This window comes from Mesorhizobium sp. WSM1293, assembly GCF_000513875.1.
Lineage (GTDB): Bacteria > Pseudomonadota > Alphaproteobacteria > Rhizobiales > Rhizobiaceae > Mesorhizobium > Mesorhizobium ciceri.
In genome coordinates, this window is the sequence record NZ_AZUV01000029.1 from 22,633 (window position 1) to 43,770 (window position 21,138).

The following is a 21,138-nucleotide window of genomic DNA, read 5'->3' on the forward strand; positions in this document are numbered from 1 at the left end:
GAACGCGGACAGTGTCGCGCAGCATTGAGAACGGGTCTCACGGGAGGATAACGCAATGGCAATAGCATCGACCGCCGGCGGAACAAGCCGCGGCATGACGCGGGAAGAGAAGAAAGTCATCTTCGCTTCCTCGCTCGGCACCGTTTTCGAATGGTATGATTTCTATCTCTATGGCTCGCTGGCGGTGTTCATCGGTTCGACCTTTTTCAGCCCAGCCATTCCGGAAGCGACCCGCAACATTTTCGCGCTGTTGGCTTTCGCCGCAGGCTTCCTTGTGCGCCCGTTCGGCGCACTGCTGTTCGGCCGCATCGGTGACCTTGTCGGCCGTAAATATACTTTTCTTGTCACCATGACGATCATGGGCCTGTCGACCTTCCTGGTCGGCTTGCTGCCCGGCTATGCCACTTTGGGCATCGCCGCTCCCGTGATCCTGATCATCCTGCGCATGCTGCAGGGCCTGGCTCTGGGTGGCGAATATGGCGGCGCGGCCACTTACGTCGCCGAACATGCGCCGGACAACCGGCGCGGCTACTACACCTCGTGGATCCAGACCACGGCGACGCTCGGCCTGTTCCTATCGCTGGTTGTGATCCTGATCGTACAGGCTTCATTGAGCAAGGAAAACTATGCTGCCTGGGGCTGGCGTATTCCGTTCATCGTGTCTTTCCTGCTGCTCGGCATCTCGATCTGGATCCGGCTTTCGCTTTCCGAATCCCCGACCTTCCAGCGCATGAAGGATGAGGGCAAGGGCTCCAAGGCGCCGCTGACGGAAGCCTTCGGCCAATGGAAGAACGCCAAGATTGCACTGCTGGCGCTGCTCGGCCTCACAGCCGGTCAGGCCGTGGTCTGGTACAATGGCCAGTTCTACGCGCTGTTCTTCTTGACCAACGTGCTCAAGGTCGACGCGCAGTCGGTCAACATCATGATCGCGGTCGCCCTGGCGGTCGGTTCGATCTTCTTCGTCGTCTTCGGCTGGCTCTCCGACAAGATCGGCCGCAAGCCGATCATCATGGCGGGCCTTGCGCTGGCGATTGTCTGCACCTTCCCGCTGTTCAAGGCACTGACGTGGGCTGCCAATCCGGCACTCGCCACGGCGCAGCAGAACACCAGGGCGACGGTGACCGCGGCGCCGGGCGACTGCAAGTTCCAGTTCAATCCGGTTGGCACGGCGAAGTTCACGACATCCTGCGATATCGCGACTTCGTTCCTGACCAAGAACTCGGTTCCCTATGACGTGGTGTCGACGGCTGCCGCCGGCACACCCGCATCTGTCAAAATCGGCAACGAGACGGTCGAGTCCTATGACGCCATCGCCGCCGGTGATCAGGCCAAGACCAAGGAAGCGGCCTTCATCAAGGCCGTCAATATGTCGCTGCAGGACGGCGGCTATCCGCTGAAGCGCTCGGCAGCCAAGGTTGCGGACCAGAAGCTCGATGCGTTTGTTGCCGCCAACCCGGAACTGAAGCTGGACGCCGCTGCCATCCGTGCCGGTGAAAAGGCGACGGTGCCGATCGACCAGGCGGTCAAGGACAAGCTGCTGACCACCGATGAGGCAGCGGGCGCACCCGAAGTCACCGTCTACAACATTCCAGGCGGCGGCGCGTTCGCCATGTTCGCCGATCCTGCAGCAGTGAACTGGCCAATGACGATCGGCATCCTGTTCATCCTGGTGCTGTTCGTGACCATGGTCTACGGGCCGATCGCGGCGATCCTGGTCGAGATGTTCCCGACCCGCATTCGCTACACCGGCATGTCGCTGCCCTATCACATCGGCAATGGCTGGTTCGGTGGACTGCTGCCGGCAACCGTATTCGCGCTCAGCGCCTACAAAGGCGACATCTACTATGGCCTTTGGTACCCGGTGGTGATCGCGGCTATAACGCTGGTCATCGGCATGATCTTCGTCAAGGATACGCTCGGCACCGACCTGCACGCCAAGGAGTAGGCAGCCCCAGCGTTCAAAAGAAAGCCCGGCGCGAACGATCGCGCCGGGCTTTTTCTTTTCAGGCCAATTCGTTGGCGAGGGCTGCTGCCCTTTGTGTCAGCTCTTGCGGCCCCGGGCCTCTTCCTCGATGGCTGCCTCATGGTACCAGCCGTCGCCGAAATCCGCGCGGGCACCACGCAGCGAGGCAAGCTCTGCCGCAAACTTAGCCTTTCCGCTCAAATTTGAGGCAGAGAGGCGTGCTGCCGCCGAGAACATCAAAATTTTGGCCGACGGTCGTGTGGAAATGACTTCCATTGCCGGGTTCCTTTCTTCCGCCGAACCTTTTCGATTCAACTTGGCCCGAAGATAAGGTCTGCAATCAAGTTAGGCAATATGCCTATGAAAAGATCAGCCTTTGCACACTATTTGTGCAAATAAGGACCGTGATGGATCCGGGCGCATTGCTTAGGCGGCTCACCGACTTCCGGTGGATGCCGCGTCAATTTTGTCGCACCCTCCGGACCAAGAATGGCACACGAATTGCATTTTAAGTGTGCGGCAGGCCAGCTGCTGACGGCAGACGCATGTCGACGCCGTTCAGTGTTCGGTGATCAAGCAACGAGAGGCTAGAATGACGAAATACAAGCTCGAGTATATCTGGCTCGATGGATATACCCCGGTCCCCAACCTTCGCGGCAAGACGCAGATCAAGGAATTCGCCGAATTCCCTGAACTCGAGCAGCTGCCGCTGTGGGGCTTCGATGGTTCCTCGACCCAGCAGGCCGAAGGGCACAGCTCCGATTGCGTGCTGAAGCCGGTTGCGGTCTATCCGGATCCCGCCCGCACCAACGGCGTGCTGGTCATGTGCGAAGTCATGATGCCCGATGGTGTCACGCCGCATGCCTCAAACAAGCGCGCCACCATCCTCGATGACGAGGGCGCCTGGTTCGGCTTCGAGCAGGAATATTTCTTCTACAAGGACGGTCGCCCGCTCGGCTTCCCCGAGAGCGGCTATCCCGCACCCCAGGGCCCGTACTACACCGGCGTCGGCTATTCCAATGTCGGCTCCGTCGCGCGTCAGATCGTCGAGGAGCATCTCGACCTCTGCCTCGCCGCCGGCATCAACCACGAAGGCATCAACGCCGAAGTGGCCAAAGGCCAATGGGAATTCCAGATTTTCGGCAAGGGCTCCAAGAAGGCCGCCGACCAGATGTGGATGGCCCGCTACCTCCTGCAGCGCCTGACCGAGAAATACGGCATCGACATCGAATACCACTGCAAGCCGCTCGGAGACACCGACTGGAACGGCTCTGGCATGCACGCCAACTTCTCGACCGCCTATATGCGCGAAGTCGGCGGCAAAGCCTATTTCGAAGCGCTGATGGCGGCCTTCGACAAGAACCTGATGGATCACATCGCCGTCTACGGCCCGGACAACGACAAGCGTTTGACCGGCAAGCACGAGACCGCGCCGTGGAACCGGTTCAGCTATGGCATTGCCGACCGTGGCGCCTCGATCCGCGTGCCGCATTCCTTCATCAAGAGCGACTATAAGGGTTATCTGGAAGACCGCCGTCCGAACTCGCAGGGCGACCCCTACCAGATCGCCTCGCAAATCCTGAAGACGATCGCCTCGGTTCCGGCAAGCGCTCAGGTTTCAGCCGCCGCGTAAGTGTTTCGGACTGTATGACAAGAGGACCCCGGCGTTTCGCGCCGGGGTTCTTTTTTGGCCGTTACCCGGCGGACTGCATTCCCGGTAAAACATACCCAGAAAAAGTCAGGCAGTTCCGGCGATCGCTAATCGCCCGTGAGTTCCGGCCGCAGCCGTGCGAGTCTGCGGCGATCACTCGCCAGAAAGCCCGGAAAACCGCCTTTTCCAGCCCTTGTCCGGGGCGATGGATCTTCCATAAGCATCTGTTCATACAACGGAATCGGTCATTCGCCACCCGGCTGGTGGCGTTGACAGATCACGCTACGGCATGCGTATTCGCGGGCCTTGGGGTTACGTCACGCAATGCCGTTCGGACGGGCGGGGTTTTCTTGAACGGCGGCATTGGCGTGGGCGCCGGACGAGCGGTCACTGTAGCCTGAGACAGTGCTCCGCTCGCTCCTGGCTCCGACGTTGGCGGCCGAACCGCCTCCCTTGATCATTTACTGAACACCGCCGAGTTGTGATTGAAGCGACGCGCTCAAAAGCCGGCCGCTCCGATGGACCGTAGGTCCAAGAATCCGGGCATCCTATGATCGTCGAAGACGAAAGGCGGATACGGCTGTCCATGCGCGGCTGCCGTGCAGGCGAGGCATGCCGGTCGGCTGGCAATCCTATTGGAGCGCAGCAAAAAGCCCTTGAAAGAGGGACGTCTTTCAAGGGCTTGAGCATTATAGCTAATCTTGGACCGAGATTGAATCTCAGACGGAGTAGTACATGTCGTACTCGACCGGATGCGGGGTCATTTCGAAGCGCATCACTTCGGCCATCTTCAGCTCGATATAGCTGTCGATCTGGTCGTCGTCGAAGACGCCGCCGGCTTTCAGGAAGCCGCGGTCCTTGTCGAGGCTCTGCAGGGCTTCACGCAGCGAGCCGCAGACGGTCGGGATCTTCTTCAGCTCCTTCGGCGGCAGGTCGTAGAGATCCTTGTCCATCGGCTGGCCGGGATGGATCTTGTTCTTGATGCCGTCGAGGCCGGCCATCAGCAGCGCTGAGAAGGCGAGGTAGGGGTTCGCGCCCGGATCGGGGAAGCGGACCTCGACGCGCTTGGCCTTCGGCGACGAGCCGAACGGGATACGGCAGGAAGCCGAGCGGTTGCGCGCCGAATAGGCGAGCAGAACCGGCGCTTCGTAACCCGGCACCAGGCGCTTGTAGGAATTGGTCAGCGGGTTGGTGAAGGCGTTGATCGCCTTGGCATGCTTGATGACGCCGCCGATGAAGAACAGGCAGCTTTCCGACAGACCGGCGTATTCATTGCCGGCGAAGGTCGGCTTGCCGTTCTTCCAGATCGACATGTGGACGTGCATGCCCGAGCCGTTGTCGCCGAAGATCGGCTTCGGCATGAAGGTTGCCGTCTTGCCGTAGGCGTTGGCGACCTGGTGGACGACATACTTGTAGATCAGCATCTTGTCGGCGTTGCGCACCAGCGCGTCGAACTTGATGCCGAGTTCGTGCTGAGCCGCCGCCACCTCGTGGTGATGCTTTTCGACGCGCACGCCCATCTCGGCGAGCACGGTCAGCATTTCCGAGCGCATGTCCTGCGCGCTGTCGATCGGCGGCACCGGGAAGTAGCCGCCCTTGATGCGCGGACGGTGGCCGAGATTGCCGGTCTCATAATCGGTGTCGTCGTTCGACGGCAGTTCCGTGGAGTCGAGCTTGAATCCGGTGTTGTAGGGATCGGCCTTGTACTTCACGTCGTCGAACACGAAGAACTCGGCTTCCGGGCCGACAAAGATGGTGTCGCCGATGCCTTCGGCCTTCATGTAGGCCTCGGCCTTCTTGGCCGTACCGCGCGGATCGCGGTTGTAGGATTCACCCGAAACCGGATCGAGGATGTCGCACAGGATGACCATGGTCGACTGCGCGAAAAACGGGTCCATGTGGACCGTTTCCGGATCGGGCATCAGCACCATGTCGGACTCGTTGATGGCCTTCCAGCCGGCAATCGACGAGCCGTCGAACATCACGCCATCGGCGAACATGTCTTCCTCGACCTCGATGACATCCATCGTCACGTGCTGCAGCTTGCCCTTCGGGTCCGTGAAGCGCAGGTCGACGAATTTCACGTCGTTGTCCTTGATCTGCTTCATGATGTCTTTGGCTGTCGTCATGTCATGTATCCCTGTGTGATGACTTTTTTTGATGATGACGTTTTTCGGGAGGATGGCGCGGTCGGTCAGACCGCGTCCATGCCCGTTTCGCCGGTGCGTATACGCACGACTTCCTCGATATTGGAAACGAAGATCTTGCCGTCGCCGATACGACCGGTCTGGGCCGCCTTGCGGATGGCCTCGATCGCACCTTCGACCGCGTCGTCGCCAAGCACGACCTCGATCTTCACCTTGGGCAGGAAATCGACGACATATTCGGCGCCGCGGTAGAGTTCGGTGTGGCCCTTCTGACGACCGAAGCCTTTTGCTTCGGTGACGGTGATGCCTTGCAGTCCGGCCTCCTGAAGCGCTTCCTTCACTTCGTCGAGCTTGAATGGCTTGATGATCGCTTCGATCTTTTTCATGTAAAAAGTGGCCTCCACTGCCAAAAAAACGGGTTGTGACCCCCCGCTTGCGCCTCCATCAAGCACGAACTGTGCCAATTCAGCGGATTCTAAGCGGTCTCATAAGATTTCAAAGCCGCGCCGCACCGGGATGCAAATTCGCGTCATTCACTGCACCGGAAGCGGCATGGACTGCCAGAGCCTACACAGCGCCAGCACCTCCGTCCGCACAAAAATCAGGCATATTGCCTATCCCTCAGGCAACTTTCTGCCCGCGAGGCCTTCGTGCCAACGTTATGGCTGCAGATCTCGGCAACTCCCCCTTGTTTGCTTAGGATCGAAATCGGACAATGCTTGATCGCATGCGGATCGGCAATCCATGAGCAACGAACTTCTTTCCCCGGCCGAAATGAGCGAGGCCGATCGGCTGACGATTGCCGCCGGCCCAGCCGACGGCATCGGCCTGATGCGGCGCGCTGGTGGAGCGGTCGCGGCCGAGGTTCTCAAGCGCTACCCCTCGGCAAAGCACATCCATGTGCTGTGCGGGCCCGGCAACAATGGCGGCGATGGCTATGTCGTTGCCCGCATCCTGGCCGGCAGCGGCGTCGGCACATCGGTCTGGGCATCCGGAGCACCGAGGCCGAAAAGCGATGCGGCGCTCGCCGCCGCGGAATGCCCGATCAAGCCCCGGCCGCTGTCTGACTTTGACGCCAAGCCTGGCTCGATCGTGGTCGACGCGCTCTATGGGGCGGGGCTGTCGAAGCCGCTGTCCGGCGACGCCGCGAAAGCCATCGATACAGTGACAGCCCTGAGCCTGCCCGTGGTCGCGGTCGACCTGCCGTCCGGCGTCTCTGGAAGGAGCGGTGACATATTGGGCAGGGCGTTTCGTGCCGAGGTCACCATCACCTTCGCGCGGAAAAAGCCTGGCCACCTGCTGCTGCCGGGGCGCGGGCAATGCGGTGAGATCGTGCTCGCCGATATCGGCATCGGCGACGGCATCATCGCCCAGCTCGCCGTCTCGACCTTCGAGAATGTGCCGGACCTGTGGTTGCAGGAATTTCCCGTGCCGGCGGTGGATGCGCACAAATACAAGCGCGGCCATGTCGGCGTCTTTTCCGGCGGCCCAAGTGCTACGGGCGCGGCGCGGCTGTCGGCGCTGGCCGCCGCCAGAAGCGGGGCAGGGGCGGTCACCGTGCTGTCGCCTGGCAATGCCATGCAGGTGAACGCGATGCACCTGACCTCGATCATGCTGCGCGAGGCGGGCTCGCTCGAGGAGGTGCAGGAATTTCTAATGGCGCGCCATCCCGGAGCGCTGGTGTTCGGACCGGGGCTTGGGCCAAAGCCCAAGGTCGGCGATTTCGCCCTGCAGCTGATCAAAGCTTTGGAGGAGGAAGCACGCGACGAGGCGACCGCGAACCACGCCAGTGCGATGGTTCTTGATGCCGACGCCATCACGTCGCTGGCCCATCAGCCTCAGGCGCTGTTCGAAGCTGCCCGTCAGCCGAATGCGCCTGCCTTGATAGTCACGCCGCATGAGGGCGAATTCGGCCGCCTGTTCCCTGATATCGCCGGGGACAAAACCATGTCGAAATTGGACAAGGCGCGAACGGCCGCCGCGCGGGCTAACGCCGTCATCGTCTACAAGGGCGCCGACACGGTCATAGCAGCGCCCGATGGCAAAGCGGCGATCAACTCCAACGGTGCACCGTGGCTGGCCACAGCCGGGTCAGGCGACGTGCTGTCGGGCATCATTGCCGGTTTGCTGGCGCAAGGCATGCCGCCCTTCGAGGGCACCTGCGCGGCGGTGTGGTTGCATGCCGAAGCCGGCAGCCGGTTCGGACCCGGTCTGATCGCCGAGGACCTGCCGCTGGCGCTGGTGCCGGTGTTGCGCGAACTCTTCGACGCGCGCATGGCTGTTCCATGAACCGCGCCCTGGCTCTGCTGCTCACCACTCTCTTTGGCGCCTTCGTGGCGTCGACGGCGCGCGCCGAAGGCCCTGTGACCGTGGTCGACAACCCCGCGGTGCTCGCCGCGCTCGATGCCAGGGGTTTCGGTTTCGCCGATGTTTTGGGGGTTGACGGCGAGGACGGTCTGAAGACGCTTTACGACGAGGCGCCGGCCTTTCACGCCATCGTCGAAACGGTTGCCTCCGATGTTGCAGCACTTCGTGCCGATATGAAAGCCGGCGGCCGGACGCTCTACGAAGTCACCGACGGCAATGTCGGCCGCATCATGGACATGCGCTGGCTGAAGACCGACGCCGCGCGCTTCCGGCTGGTCGGCGTCATCAACCGGCTCGATCGTCGCGACTTCGCGGTGCTGCAAGGCGACAGGAGCTGCGGCGAGGTGCGCTTCATCTACCGCCTGGCCTACAGCTTTCGCAAAAACGGCAAGCTGCTGGCGTCGCGCCTGCCATTCAATGTCAATGCCGTCTACAGCGCCGCCCCCGACGCCGATGGCGGCTGCGTCGGTGTTGCCGGGCGCTGGACGCCCCAGCTTGACGAGAGCGTCGATGCCGGCTGGCTGACCGGCGGGCCGCTGGAGAGAGCTGGGCTCACCTTCAAGCAGCTGGAGCTCAACGCACAGGTGGTGCGCTTCCCCTCCGGCCAGGAAACCGAGTTCGGTGGCCAAGCGGCCTATCTCATGCGGATATTCGGCATCGATGGCGCCGATATCAGCGAAAAACCGCTGGAGAACACGCCCGACACCGCACGGCTTTCGCAGGATGCGGCGCTGAAGGCACGGCTCGCCGTCTATGTCGGCGCCAATTTGCCGGCGGTTGACGAAGGCGTCTATGAAATTCCCGACGAGTTCCTGGCCAGAAAGATCATCTCATGGTCGACCTTCGGCAGTGCGCGGCAGGCCAATCATCCGTTTACGCAATTGTTCCAGCCTAAGGAATTCGCATCGCTCGATTATTCCACGCTGAAACTGGTGCGCACGCCGGAAGCGCTGGTCGAGCGGCTGGACAATGGCGCCTGCCAGGGTTGCCACCAGGCCGGTTCCACTGCCGGCTTCCATTTCATCGGCCTTGACGACAAGACGACATCGCCGCTCAACCGCATCGAGGTCGGGATTTCGCCGCATCTTCACGCCGAGATTCCGCGCCGCCAGGCGTGGCTCGCCGCCACGGCCGAAGGCAAGCAGCCGAACCGCTTCCGTCCGCTCTCCTTTGCGCCGCCTGCGGCCTGGGCGGACGCCGGTGCGGTCGACTACGCGCCGGCCGAGATGGCAATGCCGTGCCTGATGCCGGAAGATGCGGCGCGGTTCGGCGCAAACTGGCAATGCGGCGGCGGCACCGTCTGCACGCCGCTGGCCACTGCTTCGGGCGTGCGCACCAAACTGGCGCAGTGCCTGCTGCCAAAGGACAGCGCTGACATGTTTTCCGGGCATCCTTGTCTGACCGGCTCGATCGCCAGCAATGCGGAGCAGCCTTTCAACGACCGCTACAGCATATCAGGCCAGTTCGCGGCCTTCGCTCCTGACGTTTCGCGCACCGCCTATACCTGCCGGCCACCGAAGATCGGCGTGCCTGGCGGGATCGCTTATCGCGGTTGCAACGACAAGGACCGCTCCTTCGCGGCTTTCAAGGCCGGCAAGCCGATGCCGAACGAGATCTGCGGGCTGGTCGGCGGCAAGAAATTCGACATCTGCGTGGCCACCAACAATTTCGACCAATGTCTTGGCGGCGCCGTCAATCGCGGCAACCGGCCGGCCTGTTCGGCCGATCATTTCTGCCGCGAGGACTATATGTGCCAGTCGCTGCCGCCGGACACGCCGGGCATCGGCAAAGTGAAAGGCATCGGCTTCTGCTCGCCGACCTATTTCATCTTCCAGATGCGCATCGACAACCACGCAACGCCATGGGGCAGCCCTGTCCGTGCCACGATGGGAGCGGGGTTCGGGGCGGCGGAAGAGGAGTGAGTTGCCGGCGCCTCACAGCGGGATGTTGTCGTGCTTCTTCCAGGGGTTCTGCATGTCCTTGTTGCGCAGCATGCGCAGCGCCCGGGCGATGCGGCGGCGAGTCGAGTGCGGCATGATCACCTCGTCGACATAGCCGCGCTCGGCGGCGACGAAGGGCGACAGGAAGCGATCCTCGTAAGCCTTTGTATGGGCTGCGATCTTTTCGGCATCACCGATGTCCTTGCGGTAAATGATCTCGACCGCGCCTCTGGCGCCCATCACCGCGATCTGCGCCGTTGGCCAGGCATAATTCATGTCGCCGCGCAGATGTTTTGAGGCCATCACGTCATAGGCGCCGCCATAGGCTTTGCGGGTGATGACGGTGATCTTCGGCACGGTCGCCTCGGCATAGGCGAACAGCAGTTTCGCGCCATGCTTGATCAGGCCGCCATACTCCTGCGCCGTGCCGGGCAGGAAGCCGGGGACATCGACGAAGGTGACGATCGGGATCGAAAAACAGTCGCAGAAGCGCACGAAGCGCGCCGCCTTGCGGCTGGCATCGGAATCGAGCACGCCGGCCAGCACCATCGGCTGGTTGGCGACGAAGCCCACCGTGCGGCCCTCGACGCGTCCAAAGCCGGTGACGATGTTCTTGGCAAAACTCTGCTGGATCTCGAAGAAATCGCCTTCGTCGGCGACCTTCAGGATCAGCTCCTTGATGTCGTAGGGCTTGTTGGCGTTGTCGGGAATCAGCCGGTCGAGCGACAAATCATGGTCGGTGACCGACTGGTAGCATTCGATCTCGGGAAGCTCCGATGTGTTGGAAGCCGGCAGCAGGTCGACCAGCCGGCGCATCTGCAGCAGCGCCTCGACGTCATTGTCATAGGCGCCGTCGGCGATCGACGATTTCGTCGTGTGGACGGAGGCGCCGCCGAGACTCTCGGCGGTCACCGTCTCGTTGGTCACGGTCTTCACCACATCCGGCCCGGTGACGAACATGTAGGAGGTGTCGCGCACCATGAAGATGAAGTCGGTCATGGCAGGCGAATAGACGTCGCCGCCGGCGCAAGGCCCCATGATCACGGAAATCTGCGGAATGACGCCTGAGGCCAGCACGTTGCGCTGAAAGATCTCGGCATAGCCGCCGAGTGCTGCCACGCCTTCCTGGATGCGCGCGCCGCCGGCATCGTAGAGGCCGATGATCGGCGCCCGGTTGCGCAGCGCCATCTCCTGCACCTTGATGACCTTCTCGGCATGCGCTTCCGACAGCGAGCCGCCGAACACGGTGAAATCCTTGGCGAAGAGGTAGACCGGGCGGCCGTTGACGGTGCCCCAGCCGGTGACGACGCCGTCGCCCGCGATCTTGGTCTTTTCCATGCCGAAATCGGTCGAGCGGTGCTCGACATACATGTCGAACTCCTCGAACGAGCCCTCGTCGAGAAACACCTCGATGCGTTCGCGCGCGGTGAGCTTGCCCTTCTTGTGCTGGGCGTCGATGCGCGCTTGGCCGCCGCCCATGCGGGCGATCTCGCGGCGGCGCTCGAGTTCCTTGAGAACGTCTTTCATGGTTGATCCCCGCGACGCGCGAAATTTCTTGGCAGGCATTCGCCTGATATGGCAGACTAACCCCATGAAGAACAACATAGAAATATCCGAGGATTTGAACCGCCGGATCGAAATGTTGACCTCGCGCTCGACCCTGACCCGCGATCAAATCATTGAGGATGCGCTGTCTCATGGCCGTTCTCTGGCCTGGCAGGAAAAGTGGGTCGCAGGCGTTCAGGCGGGGATCGAGGCCGCCGATCGTGGCGACTTCGCGAACGAGGAAGAGATCGCGGCCGTTCTCAACAAATACAGTCAGGCATAACGCCCTGTGCGAATTGTCTGGACCCGACACTATCTGATCGAGCTTGCATCAATCAGCGACTACATCGGCCAACACAATCCGCGGGCCGCTGCCCGAGTCGTCAATGACATTCATTCCAAGACCGCTCGGCTGTTGTCCGCCAATCCGTTCATCGGACGCATTGGTGAGATCAAAGGCACTCGGGAGCTGGTGATTTCCGGTACGCCGTACATTGTCGCATATAGGGTGAAGGACACTCAAATAGAAATTCTGTTCGTCCAACACGGTGCAAGGAAATGGCCGGATGAAGTTTGAGCGGACACTCACGAAAGCCTTGCAATAGAGGCATCAAAATTGCCACAGAACATTCCGCGTGATCATCACTACGTGCCGCAATTTTATCTGCGGAATTTTGCCACCGATCCCGAAAAGCAAAAATTAACGACAGTTGCCAAGCATGGCCATGTCGCCGTTTGGGCAAAGCGCTCCATTAAGAGTCTCGGATTCGAGCGCGACCTATATGTTTCCATGCGCGATGGTGTGCCTGTTTCCGTCGAAAACATCATCAACGAACGGATTGAAACACCGATCTCGGAGAGCGACACGTGGACCAAGCTCGTTAACGGCAGAGCAGATGCGCTAGACAAGACGGACAAGCCAATCCTGTATGCATTGATCCGGCATCTCAATGTCCGGACACCACATTATATGGCCGTCACGATGGAATTGGCGCGGCTGGCTGAGCATCAGGATAGCGCTATCCCGTTTACGAACGAAGAGCGCGAGCACTATGCCTACCTTCGCGCGAACCCGAACGAAGCGAAGGCGATGTTCAATCTGATGTCTATGTCGATAGGGTGGGCGGAGGCGGACTATCGCAAGGCCGCGCTCTCGATCTTCAGATCGCCCATCCCGCTCCGGACGCTGAGCTCGCCTGTGATGTCTATTCGGGCACCGACACATCCGGCCTTGTATCTGCCCATGCCCGGTCTCACTCCCTATCAATTGGTTCTGGCGCTCAATCCAACCACTATCGCTTGCCTTGTGCTGGGGGATTTCGATGATGCTTTTGGTAACATTGAAATGCCGATGGATTCAGCTTTAGGGTTCAATCGGCAATTCGTCGCCCAGTTCGCACTCTATGATGGCATCCGTCATTTGGTGACGAGCCGCGATGACCTTTCTGTCTACATGACGTGGGCTCCTTACTCCCTGATCGAGGATACCGAGCAGAAAATTACATACCGCCGGAAGGCGTAGCGCCAGAATTCCAGCGCTTCGAAAGTGAACCTGAAGTCATAGGGTTCGAGGAGCGCCTTCATGCTTAGAAGACCAGTTTTGCTGCGCTGCAACATGACGCCCCTTGCATTTGGCAGCGAACTGGGCCATATGCGGCGGCATAGGCGCTTGGGCCGGAACTTATCCGGCCTTCTCGACGAATGAGACTGGTTGCGTCTGTTTTCCCTCTTTCCGGTATATCGGCCCTTTTTCCGGTAAATCACAAAGCGGCGAAAAAGCCCCGTGGCATGATGCCTGCGGGCACGACAGCGCAGCCGAGTGGACGTTACTGTCCGCCCGCCTTGTCGTTCCATATCAATTTTTTCGACGGTAGGTTGCGCCCTGCCGCCATCGATGTTTGCGGCCAGAAGCCGCGTGAAAGAAGATTATTTTGACCAACGAAAACACTTTGCCCGGTAGCAACACAGCGGAACTCACCGGTTTCGCGGCACTGGGTATTACGGGTGCGCTGCTCAAGGCCACCCACAACGCCGGCTTCACCGAGCCGAAGCCAATCCAGGCCCAGGCGATCCCGCCGCAGATGGAAGGCCGTGACATTTTCGGCATCGCCCAGACCGGCTCCGGTAAGACCGCGGCCTTCGCGCTGCCGATCCTGTCGAAGATCATTGCACTCGGCACCAAGCGCCGGCCGAAAACGGCGCGTGCGCTTATCCTGGCGCCGACGCGCGAACTCGCCGTGCAGATCGAAGACACCATCAAGATCCTCGCCAAGGGCGCGCATGTCTCGACTGCGCTCGTTCTTGGCGGTGTCTCGCGCTTCAGCCAGGTGAAGAAGGTTGCGCCCGGCGTCGACATCCTGATCGCAACGCCCGGCCGGTTGACCGACCTGGTGCGTGAGGGCGACCTCGTGCTTGCCGACACCAAATGGCTGGTGCTTGACGAGGGCGACCGTATGCTCGACATGGGCTTCATCAACGACGTCAAGCGCATCGCGAAGGCAACCGCGCCCGACCGTCAGACGGTGCTGTTCTCGGCGACCATGCCCAATGAAATCGCCGAACTGGCCAAGGGTCTGCTGAAGAACCCGATCCGCGTCGAAGTCGCGCCGCAAAGCACGGCAGCGGCCGAGATCGTGCAGGGCGTCGTCTTTGCCCGCACCAAGCAGAAGCGCCAGGTGCTGTCGACGATGCTCGCCGATGAAGCGATGAAGTCCGTCATCATCTTCTCGCGCACCAAGCATGGTGCCGACAGGGTGACCAAGGACCTCGAGCGCGACGGCTTCAAGGCCGCCGTCATCCACGGCAACAAGTCGCAGAACGCCCGCCAGAAGGCGCTCAACGATTTCCGCGACGGTTCGGTGCGCATTCTGGTGGCGACCGACATCGCGGCGCGCGGCATCGACGTGCCCGGCATCAGCCATGTCGTGAATTTCGATCTGCCTGATGAAGCCGAGAGCTACGTGCACCGCATCGGCCGTACCGGCCGCAACGGCATGGACGGCATCGCGATCACGCTTTGCGATCCTTCCGAAAACAGCAAGCTGCGCCAGGTCGAGCGCATCATCCGCACCAAGCTGCCGATCGTTGCCGACCATCTCGGCAGCCCGGATCCGGTGCGCAATCCGGCTGAAAAGAACGAGCGTTTCGAGCCGGCCAATGATCGCAACGACCGCAATGGTCGTCGCGACGGCAGGCGGCCCGGTGGCGAGAACAAAGGCAACGGCTTTGGCAAGAAGCGCTTCGGCGACAAGCCTGCCTTCGCCGGCGAGCGCAAGCCTGATGGCGCCAAGTCGGCCTTCAAAGGCAACAACAAGCGCCGCTTCGGCGGCAAGCGTCCGGCGGCGCGGGCTGCGTAAGCCAGATCGCGTTGTAATCAGTCAGGCTTAGAGCCTGGCTGATTGCCGGGACAGACTAAGGAAAGGGCGGCTGAAGCGATGCTTCGGTCGCCTTTTTCGCGTCGGCTTACTTCACCACCGCTTCGATCCAGACAGCGATCCTTTGCGCCAGAAACGCCGTGGTCGATGGCGACAGCGCGTCGCCGGCAATGACGTGATTGTCCGGGTCGCCGGTGTCGTCGACCGGAACCAGTTCATGCGGCGCACCCCAGAGCCCGGCAATCTCGCGGGTGCGGTCGGCCCGCACCACTTTGTCCGAATCAGAAAAGATGAACAAAGCAGGGATGGTCGCCTTCTCCACCGGCGCGCCATAGGCAAGCTCGGTCAGCGCCTGCATCGGCAAGGTTGCTTCGATCGGATAGCGGGTGGTCCAGAATTTTTCATGCAGCGCGTTGCGCGGCACGAAGCTATGTTCCTTGCCGGCGACCAGCCTGGCGATCTGTTTGCCCCACGGCATGGTCAGGATCTCGGCGCCCGAAGCCTTGACGCCGAAGTTCGGGGAGATGAACGCAATCGCCGCCACTCCGTCCGATGCACCGGGCTGCGTTGCCGCCCAGACGGCCAGCGAGCCGCCGGTCGAAGTCGAGATGACGATCACCTTGTCGCCGATCGCCCGGCCGATGGCGAGCGCCTCCTCATAGTCGTTGATCCAGGCGTTGATGCTGCCTTGCGTCATCGCCGCGCCATCCTGCCCATGACCGGTAAGCCGTGTGTAGAAGAGATTGGCGTCAAGCTGTTCCGCCACTTCGTCAGGCAGCGGGCGGACCTCGCCCTTCGATGCGGAAAAGCCGTGGATGTAGACGATCGATAGCGGGGTCCTGGCATGCACCAACGGATCGGCCCAGACGATCTCCTTCTCCAGCCCGTCTCGGATTCCGGGGATGGCGGCTTCCGCCTTTGCCACATAGGCCTGCGGATCGTCGCCGATGAGCGAGGGATCGAAACGGATCGTGGTGTCGACGCGAACGCGCGGGCCGAACACGAAGGCCAGTGCGAGAACGGCAATAAGGCCCAGCACAGCAAGCACGATCCGTCGCCCCATCGCAGACTCCACGCAGCACTTGTCTCAACCATGGCGACGGCGGCCCGAAACGAGGAGCCCGCCAATTTCTCAGGCGTCCTATTCGATCGGCGGCTTGCGGTCGTAATGCAGAGGCCGCGCCTTCCAACTGGTCATCAGGCTGATAAACCCTCTGCACAACGGCCTCGGCAGCAGGGCGAGCAGTTTCAGCGGCCAGCTTGTCCGGCGCGGGAAATGGACTTCGAAACCGCCCGACTTGATGCCCCGCGCCATGCGGCGCGACGCACGGCTGACCGGCATCAGTCCCGGCATCGGCAGCATGTTCTTCTCGGTCAGCGGGGTGTCGATGAAGCCAGGATTGAACACCTGGATACGCACGTTCATCTTGTCGAAATCATACTTCAGCGACTCGGCCAGGATGTTGATGGCCGCCTTGGTGCCGCCATAGGCGGCCGTTGTCGGCCAGCCGAAATAGGACGTCACGGAGCCGACCAGCACGACATGGCCGCGCGCCCGCACACGCATGCGTTCGACCGCAGGCACGAGGCCGTTGATGATGCCGAAATAATTGACCTCGAAGGACCGGCGAAAGTCGTTGACGACAAGATTCTCCCCCGGCGTCGAAATGTAATTCCCAGCATTGAAGATGGCGAGCACGATGGGACCGAGCTCCTTCTCGATGGCAGCGACGGTCCTTGCCATGCGCGGCTCGTCGGTGACGTCGCAGGGAAAGGCCGTGACGCTGCCCGGCATCTGCGCGGTCTCGACGACAAGCGTGTCGATCGGATCGTCGTCGAGCGCCGTCACCGCGACGGCATAGCCCTGGGAAGCAAGATCCCTGGCCAGGGCACGGCCGATGCCGCTCGATCCGCCCGTGATCCAGGCGACGCCGTGCTTCGGGTTGGCCCGGTAGAGTGTCATGCTGCGCCCTGTCGACTTGTTGGTGCTTTGCTCTAGCGATGAAGAAATCGAATGAAAAGCTGCTTTTCAACGTCAGCCGGAAAATGAGCTGTGGCGCAAGAGGTCGGTTTCGGGAAGCGCTGACGCAACTACAGTACCGCAAATGCGACTGGACCAGACAAATTCTTGCCTTGAAACTGCAGCTTCGGGTTTCTAGGGTTTCGGCGCACCTACACAAGGAATCCTGAATGCCCCGTTCTGTGATCGACGCGATCGGCAACACGCCTTTGATCCGCCTCAACAAAGCTTCGGAACAAACCGGTTGCGAGATCCTGGGCAAGGCCGAATTCATGAATCCGGGCCAGTCGGTCAAGGATCGCGCCGGCCTGTTCATCATCCGCGACGCCGAGCAGCGTGGGCTGCTGAGGCCCGGCGGCGTCGTCGTCGAGGGAACGGCGGGCAACACCGGCATCGGGTTGACGCTGGTCGCCAAGGCGCTCGGCTATGGCACCGTCATCGTCATTCCCGACACACAGAGCCAGGAGAAGAAGGACACGATCAAGCTGCTCGGCGCCGAACTGATCGAAGTGCCTGCCGTGCCCTACAAGAACCCTAACAATTATGTGAAACTGTCGGGGCGGCTGGCCGAGCAACTGGCGCGGACCGAGCCGAACGGCGCCATCTGGGCCAACCAGTTCGACAATGTTGCCAACCGTGACGGCCATATCCGCACCACAGCGGAGGAAATCTGGAGCCAGACCGGGGGCAAGGTCGATGGCTTTGTCTCGGCGGTCGGTTCCGGCGGCACGCTGGCCGGCGTCGCCTTTGGGCTGAAGGCGAAAAGCAAGGATGTGAAGATCGCGCTGGCCGACCCTCTGGGGGCCGCGCTCTACTCCTTCTACACCAGCGGCGAGCTGAAGTCCGAAGGCAGCTCGATCACCGAAGGCATCGGGCAGGGGCGCATCACCGCCAATCTCGAAGGGTTCACGCCGGACTTTTCCTTCCAGATCCCCGATGAGGATGCGCTGCCGATCGTCTTCGACCTGATCCAAGAAGAGGGGCTTTGCGTCGGTGGCTCGACCGGTATCAACATTGCCGGCGCGATCCGCCTGGCCAGGGAATTGGGTCCCGGCCACACCATCGTGACCATTCTTTGTGACTACGGCACGCGCTATCAGTCAAAACTGTTCAACCCGGAATTCCTGCGCGAGAAGCAACTGCCGGTGCCAGGCTGGATGGAGCTGAAGAGCACAATTTCGGTGCCGTTCGAAAAGGTCGCGTGATGGCAAACAGGACGGATGCCCTGTTTCGCGACGACGCCTATCTGCGCACGGCGGATGCGAAGATCGTTGCCGTCAACGACCGCGGCGGCATCATCCTCGACCGGACGATCTTCTACGCCACTTCGGGCGGCCAACCGGGCGATACCGGTTATCTCGAACGCGCGGACGGCAGCCGCATCGCCATTGCCGCTACCCTCACCGGCGAGACCAAGGACGAGATCATCCATGTGCCGGCGCCGGAGCAAGCAGTGCCACAGGTCGGCGAGACGGTGAGGCTGGCCATCGACTGGGAACGCCGGCATCTCCTGATGCGCATGCATGCGGCTTGCCATTTGCTCACCGTCGTCTGTCCGTTTCCAATCACCGGTGCCGCCGTTTCCGAGGACGACAGCCGTGTCGACTTCGACGCTCCGGATGCCGGCTTCACCAAGGAGGACATCACCGCCGGGCTGATGGAGCTGGTGCGGGCCGATCATCCGATCTTTGTCAGGCTGATCAGTGACGAGGAACTGGCCGCCAATCCCGGCCTGGTGAAATCCAAGAACGTTCGGCCGCCGGCCGGCACCGGCAAGATCCGCCTGGTCTGTATCGGTGACAACGCCTCGGTGGACAGCCAGCCCTGCGGCGGCACCCATGTGAAGAGCACTGGCGAAGTCGGCGAAATCCACATCGGCAAGATCGAGAAGAAGGGCCGTGAAAACCGGCGCTTCCGCATCCGCTTTGGGCCGATGCCGGCAAACTGAACAGACAGTGATCGCCAAAAGGCGAGCAGGAGCACAAAATGGCCGAGGACAGCCCCTTCACCGTCGACGCAGACTGGCTGCAGCAACGTCTCGGCGAGCCGGGCCTGACGATCATCGACGCATCCTGGTATCTCCCGGCGCAGAAGCGCGATGCGCGCGGCGAGTATGATTCGGCCCACATCCCGGGCGCACGATTTCTGGATCAGGATGCGGTTTCGGGTCCGGATTCGCCCTTGCCGCATACGCTGCCGTCACCGCAGCATTTTGCCCAGTATGTCGGCGCCATGGGCGTTTCGGCCGATGACACCATCGTCGTCTACGATGGTCCGGGTTTCTTCTCGGCGCCCCGGGCGTGGTGGATGTTCAGGGTGATGGGCGTCTTCCAGACCTATATTCTGGATGGCGGCTTCGATGGCTGGAAAGCCGCCGGCAGACCGGTGACGGCTGAGCCGACGAAGATCGCGCCAAGCGTGTTTCATGCCGATTTCGACTCCGGGCGCGTCGCCAGCCTCGCCGACATGCGCCGGATCGTCGACACCAGGGCAAGCCAGATCGCCGACGCCCGTGGGCCGGGCCGCTTCACCGGCACTGAACCTGAGCCGCGCGCGGGTATCCGCTCCGGCCATATGCCTGGCGCGCGCAATCTGCCCTATTCGGCGCTGTCGGAAAATGGCGAGCTGCTGTCGAAGGACCGCCTGCGCAAGGCGATCGAGGAGGCCGGCATCGATCTGTCGAAACCTGTCGTCACCTCATGCGGCTCCGGCATTACCGCAGCGGTGGTGACGCTGGCGCTGGAAACACTTGGCCATACCAACAACAGGCTTTACGACGGCTCCTGGACGGAGTGGGGCGGGCTTTCCGACACGCCTGTCGTGACCGGCCCCGTTGTGATCGGCAAGGAATGAAGACGATGGAAAACGGCGCGCTGGAAGATATTGACGTCACGGTGACGTTTCTCGAGATGCATGTGCCGCCGGCCTATTCGCCGCCGGTGCCCTACAACCGTCAGATCGCGCTGCTGAAGACCAAGGACATTCCGCTGCATTTCTACCGCTATCTGATGGACCGGGTGGGGCGCAAATGGCACTGGGTCAATGTGCTGAGGCTGGATGACGACGAGCTTGCCGCCGGCATTCATCGCGAGGATCGCGACATCAGGGTCCTTTATCTCGACGGCGCACCCGCCGGCTTCTTCGATCTCAAGCCGCATCTGCCGGAAGAAGTCGAGCTCGCCTATTTCGGCATGATGGAACATGCGACGGGACAAGGCATCGGCCGCTGGTTCCTGGGTTCCGCGATCGCAGCCGCCTGGTCGCATGGTCCGAAGCGCGTGACGGTGCAGACCTGCACGCTCGATCATCCGGCGGCTCTGCCGCTTTACCAGAAGCTCGGCTTTGCACCGGTGGCGCAAAAGAAGGAAATCGTGCATCCGCTGCCTTTCGCCGAGCGCGCGGCCAGCGTCATGCGGCCCTAGCCGGAAGCTGACACCAGCTCGAATCTGAACCTGTCGTTCATCAGCCCTTCAGGCTGCTTTTGGCATGTTGCCCGCACCATCAATGCGGCAAAGGCCGAAGGAGACGAAGACATGCTGACCCGCCGTACACTTGCCGCCGCGCTGATCGCGGCGATTGCCATGCCAAGCCTGGCCGCAGCCCAGGCGACAACGCCTTCGGCCGCGACGATCGAGCGGAAGCTCGAGGCGGCACCGCGTGTGAAATTGCGGCCGAACGAGCGCGTCACCATCCGGGAATTCAAGCGGCGCCCGGATTTGCGCCGCATGGCCCGCTCGATCGATATCCAGTCGATCAACTTCGCCTTCGGTTCGGCGGCTATTGCCAACTCGCAATACGACAAGATCGAGACTATTGCCGACGCGCTGCGGCGAATCCTGCGCCGCGATCCCGGCGCCCGCGTGCTGATCGAGGGCCATACCGACGCCGTCGGCTCCTTCCAGTCGAACCAGGCCCTGTCCGAACAACGCGCCGCTTCGCTCAAGCGCACATTGGTGCGCGAATTTAGGGTGCCCGGCCATGCACTGGAAACCGTTGGTTACGGTGAGGAGTTTTTGCTGGTGCAGACGCAGAACGAAAACTGGCAGAATCGCCGGGTGACGCTGCGCCGCTTCGACGATTTCATCCGTTGAGTCGCAGCTCCGAATTTTAATTAGCCGGCGCCTTTGACAG

At 61.6% G+C, this 21,138-nt stretch carries 19 protein-coding genes; 13 read left to right on the top strand and 6 right to left on the bottom strand.

The genetic code is table 11. From position 1 onward, the window contains the following. Positions 1–55: 55 nt before the first annotated feature. The gene (locus M729_RS0126495) at positions 56–1,945 is read left to right on the top strand and encodes an MFS transporter (protein WP_027163360.1); all 1,890 of its coding nucleotides are present in this window, start codon (positions 56–58) and stop codon (positions 1,943–1,945) included. Positions 1,946–2,041: 96 nt separating this feature from the next. On the opposite strand, the gene M729_RS0126500 is transcribed toward M729_RS0126495, so the two are convergent. Next, positions 2,042–2,239, bottom strand: coding sequence for a DUF2735 domain-containing protein (locus tag M729_RS0126500; RefSeq protein ID WP_027163361.1), 198 nt, complete (start codon positions 2,237–2,239; stop codon positions 2,042–2,044). Positions 2,240–2,555: 316 nt separating this feature from the next. Here M729_RS0126500 and M729_RS0126505 point away from each other — a divergent pair, with 316 nt between their 5' ends. Further along, positions 2,556–3,596, top strand: a complete 1,041-nt coding sequence (locus M729_RS0126505; RefSeq protein ID WP_013531450.1) for a glutamine synthetase beta-grasp domain-containing protein — start codon at positions 2,556–2,558, stop codon at positions 3,594–3,596. Positions 3,597–4,333: 737 nt separating this feature from the next. Here M729_RS0126505 and glnA read toward each other — a convergent pair. Further along, positions 4,334–5,743 carry a type I glutamate--ammonia ligase gene (gene glnA / locus M729_RS0126510; protein WP_013531452.1) on the bottom strand — a complete coding sequence of 470 codons (1,410 nt, stop codon included), beginning with the start codon at positions 5,741–5,743 and terminating at the stop codon, positions 4,334–4,336. A 65-nt stretch (positions 5,744–5,808) separates the two neighbouring features. Then, complete coding sequence (locus M729_RS0126515; RefSeq protein WP_006205430.1) at positions 5,809–6,147, bottom strand: P-II family nitrogen regulator; 339 nt, start codon at positions 6,145–6,147, stop codon at positions 5,809–5,811. 358 nt (positions 6,148–6,505) lie between these two features. Between M729_RS0126515 and M729_RS0126520 the strand changes: the two genes are divergently transcribed. Then, on the top strand, positions 6,506–8,050 hold the full coding sequence (locus tag M729_RS0126520; protein WP_027163362.1) for an NAD(P)H-hydrate dehydratase: 1,545 nt from the start codon (positions 6,506–6,508) through the stop codon (positions 8,048–8,050). Continuing rightward, positions 8,047–10,050 carry a hypothetical protein gene (locus M729_RS0126525; protein ID WP_027163363.1) on the top strand — a complete coding sequence of 668 codons (2,004 nt, stop codon included), beginning with the start codon at positions 8,047–8,049 and terminating at the stop codon, positions 10,048–10,050. The genes M729_RS0126520 and M729_RS0126525 overlap by 4 nt, the downstream gene beginning before the upstream one ends. Before the next feature lie 12 nt (positions 10,051–10,062). Here the strand turns inward: M729_RS0126525 and M729_RS0126530 are convergent, their stop codons facing one another. Further along, the gene (locus M729_RS0126530; protein ID WP_027028871.1) at positions 10,063–11,595 is read right to left on the bottom strand and encodes an acyl-CoA carboxylase subunit beta; all 1,533 of its coding nucleotides are present in this window, start codon (positions 11,593–11,595) and stop codon (positions 10,063–10,065) included. A gap of 64 nt (positions 11,596–11,659) precedes the next feature. Here M729_RS0126530 and M729_RS0126535 point away from each other — a divergent pair, with 64 nt between their 5' ends. The 4 genes from M729_RS0126535 (at position 11,660) to M729_RS0126550 (ending at position 14,969) form a co-directional block, all read left to right on the top strand. Next, entirely contained in the window at positions 11,660–11,896 is a 237-nt protein-coding gene (locus M729_RS0126535; RefSeq protein ID WP_027163364.1) for a transcriptional regulator, read from the top strand. Positions 11,897–11,902: 6 nt separating this feature from the next. Further along, on the top strand, positions 11,903–12,190 hold the full coding sequence (locus M729_RS0126540) for a type II toxin-antitoxin system mRNA interferase toxin, RelE/StbE family (RefSeq protein WP_027163365.1): 288 nt from the start codon (positions 11,903–11,905) through the stop codon (positions 12,188–12,190). A 39-nt stretch (positions 12,191–12,229) separates the two neighbouring features. Then, the gene (locus M729_RS0126545; RefSeq protein ID WP_198032141.1) at positions 12,230–13,135 is read left to right on the top strand and encodes a DUF4238 domain-containing protein; all 906 of its coding nucleotides are present in this window, start codon (positions 12,230–12,232) and stop codon (positions 13,133–13,135) included. 409 nt (positions 13,136–13,544) lie between these two features. Further along, on the top strand, positions 13,545–14,969 hold the full coding sequence (locus M729_RS0126550; protein WP_027163367.1) for a DEAD/DEAH box helicase: 1,425 nt from the start codon (positions 13,545–13,547) through the stop codon (positions 14,967–14,969). Between the two features lie 106 nt (positions 14,970–15,075). On the opposite strand, the gene M729_RS0126555 is transcribed toward M729_RS0126550, so the two are convergent. Then, entirely contained in the window at positions 15,076–16,050 is a 975-nt protein-coding gene (locus tag M729_RS0126555; RefSeq protein WP_027163368.1) for an alpha/beta fold hydrolase, read from the bottom strand. A gap of 78 nt (positions 16,051–16,128) precedes the next feature. After that, the gene (locus M729_RS0126560; RefSeq protein WP_024505081.1) at positions 16,129–16,950 is read right to left on the bottom strand and encodes an SDR family oxidoreductase; all 822 of its coding nucleotides are present in this window, start codon (positions 16,948–16,950) and stop codon (positions 16,129–16,131) included. Positions 16,951–17,177: 227 nt separating this feature from the next. Here M729_RS0126560 and M729_RS0126565 point away from each other — a divergent pair, with 227 nt between their 5' ends. From M729_RS0126565 to M729_RS0126585, 5 genes are all read left to right on the top strand, one after another. After that, the gene (locus M729_RS0126565; RefSeq protein ID WP_027163369.1) at positions 17,178–18,212 is read left to right on the top strand and encodes a cysteine synthase A; all 1,035 of its coding nucleotides are present in this window, start codon (positions 17,178–17,180) and stop codon (positions 18,210–18,212) included. Further along, positions 18,212–18,955 carry an alanyl-tRNA editing protein gene (locus tag M729_RS0126570; RefSeq protein ID WP_027163370.1) on the top strand — a complete coding sequence of 248 codons (744 nt, stop codon included), beginning with the start codon at positions 18,212–18,214 and terminating at the stop codon, positions 18,953–18,955. The genes M729_RS0126565 and M729_RS0126570 overlap by 1 nt, the downstream gene beginning before the upstream one ends. A 38-nt stretch (positions 18,956–18,993) precedes the next feature. Next, positions 18,994–19,860, top strand: a complete 867-nt coding sequence (sseA, locus tag M729_RS0126575) for a 3-mercaptopyruvate sulfurtransferase (protein WP_027163371.1) — start codon at positions 18,994–18,996, stop codon at positions 19,858–19,860. A gap of 5 nt (positions 19,861–19,865) precedes the next feature. Beyond that, entirely contained in the window at positions 19,866–20,429 is a 564-nt protein-coding gene (locus M729_RS0126580; protein ID WP_013531462.1) for a GNAT family N-acetyltransferase, read from the top strand. A gap of 111 nt (positions 20,430–20,540) precedes the next feature. Beyond that, positions 20,541–21,098, top strand: coding sequence for an OmpA family protein (locus M729_RS0126585; RefSeq protein ID WP_013531463.1), 558 nt, complete (start codon positions 20,541–20,543; stop codon positions 21,096–21,098). Positions 21,099–21,138 lie beyond the last annotated feature (40 nt).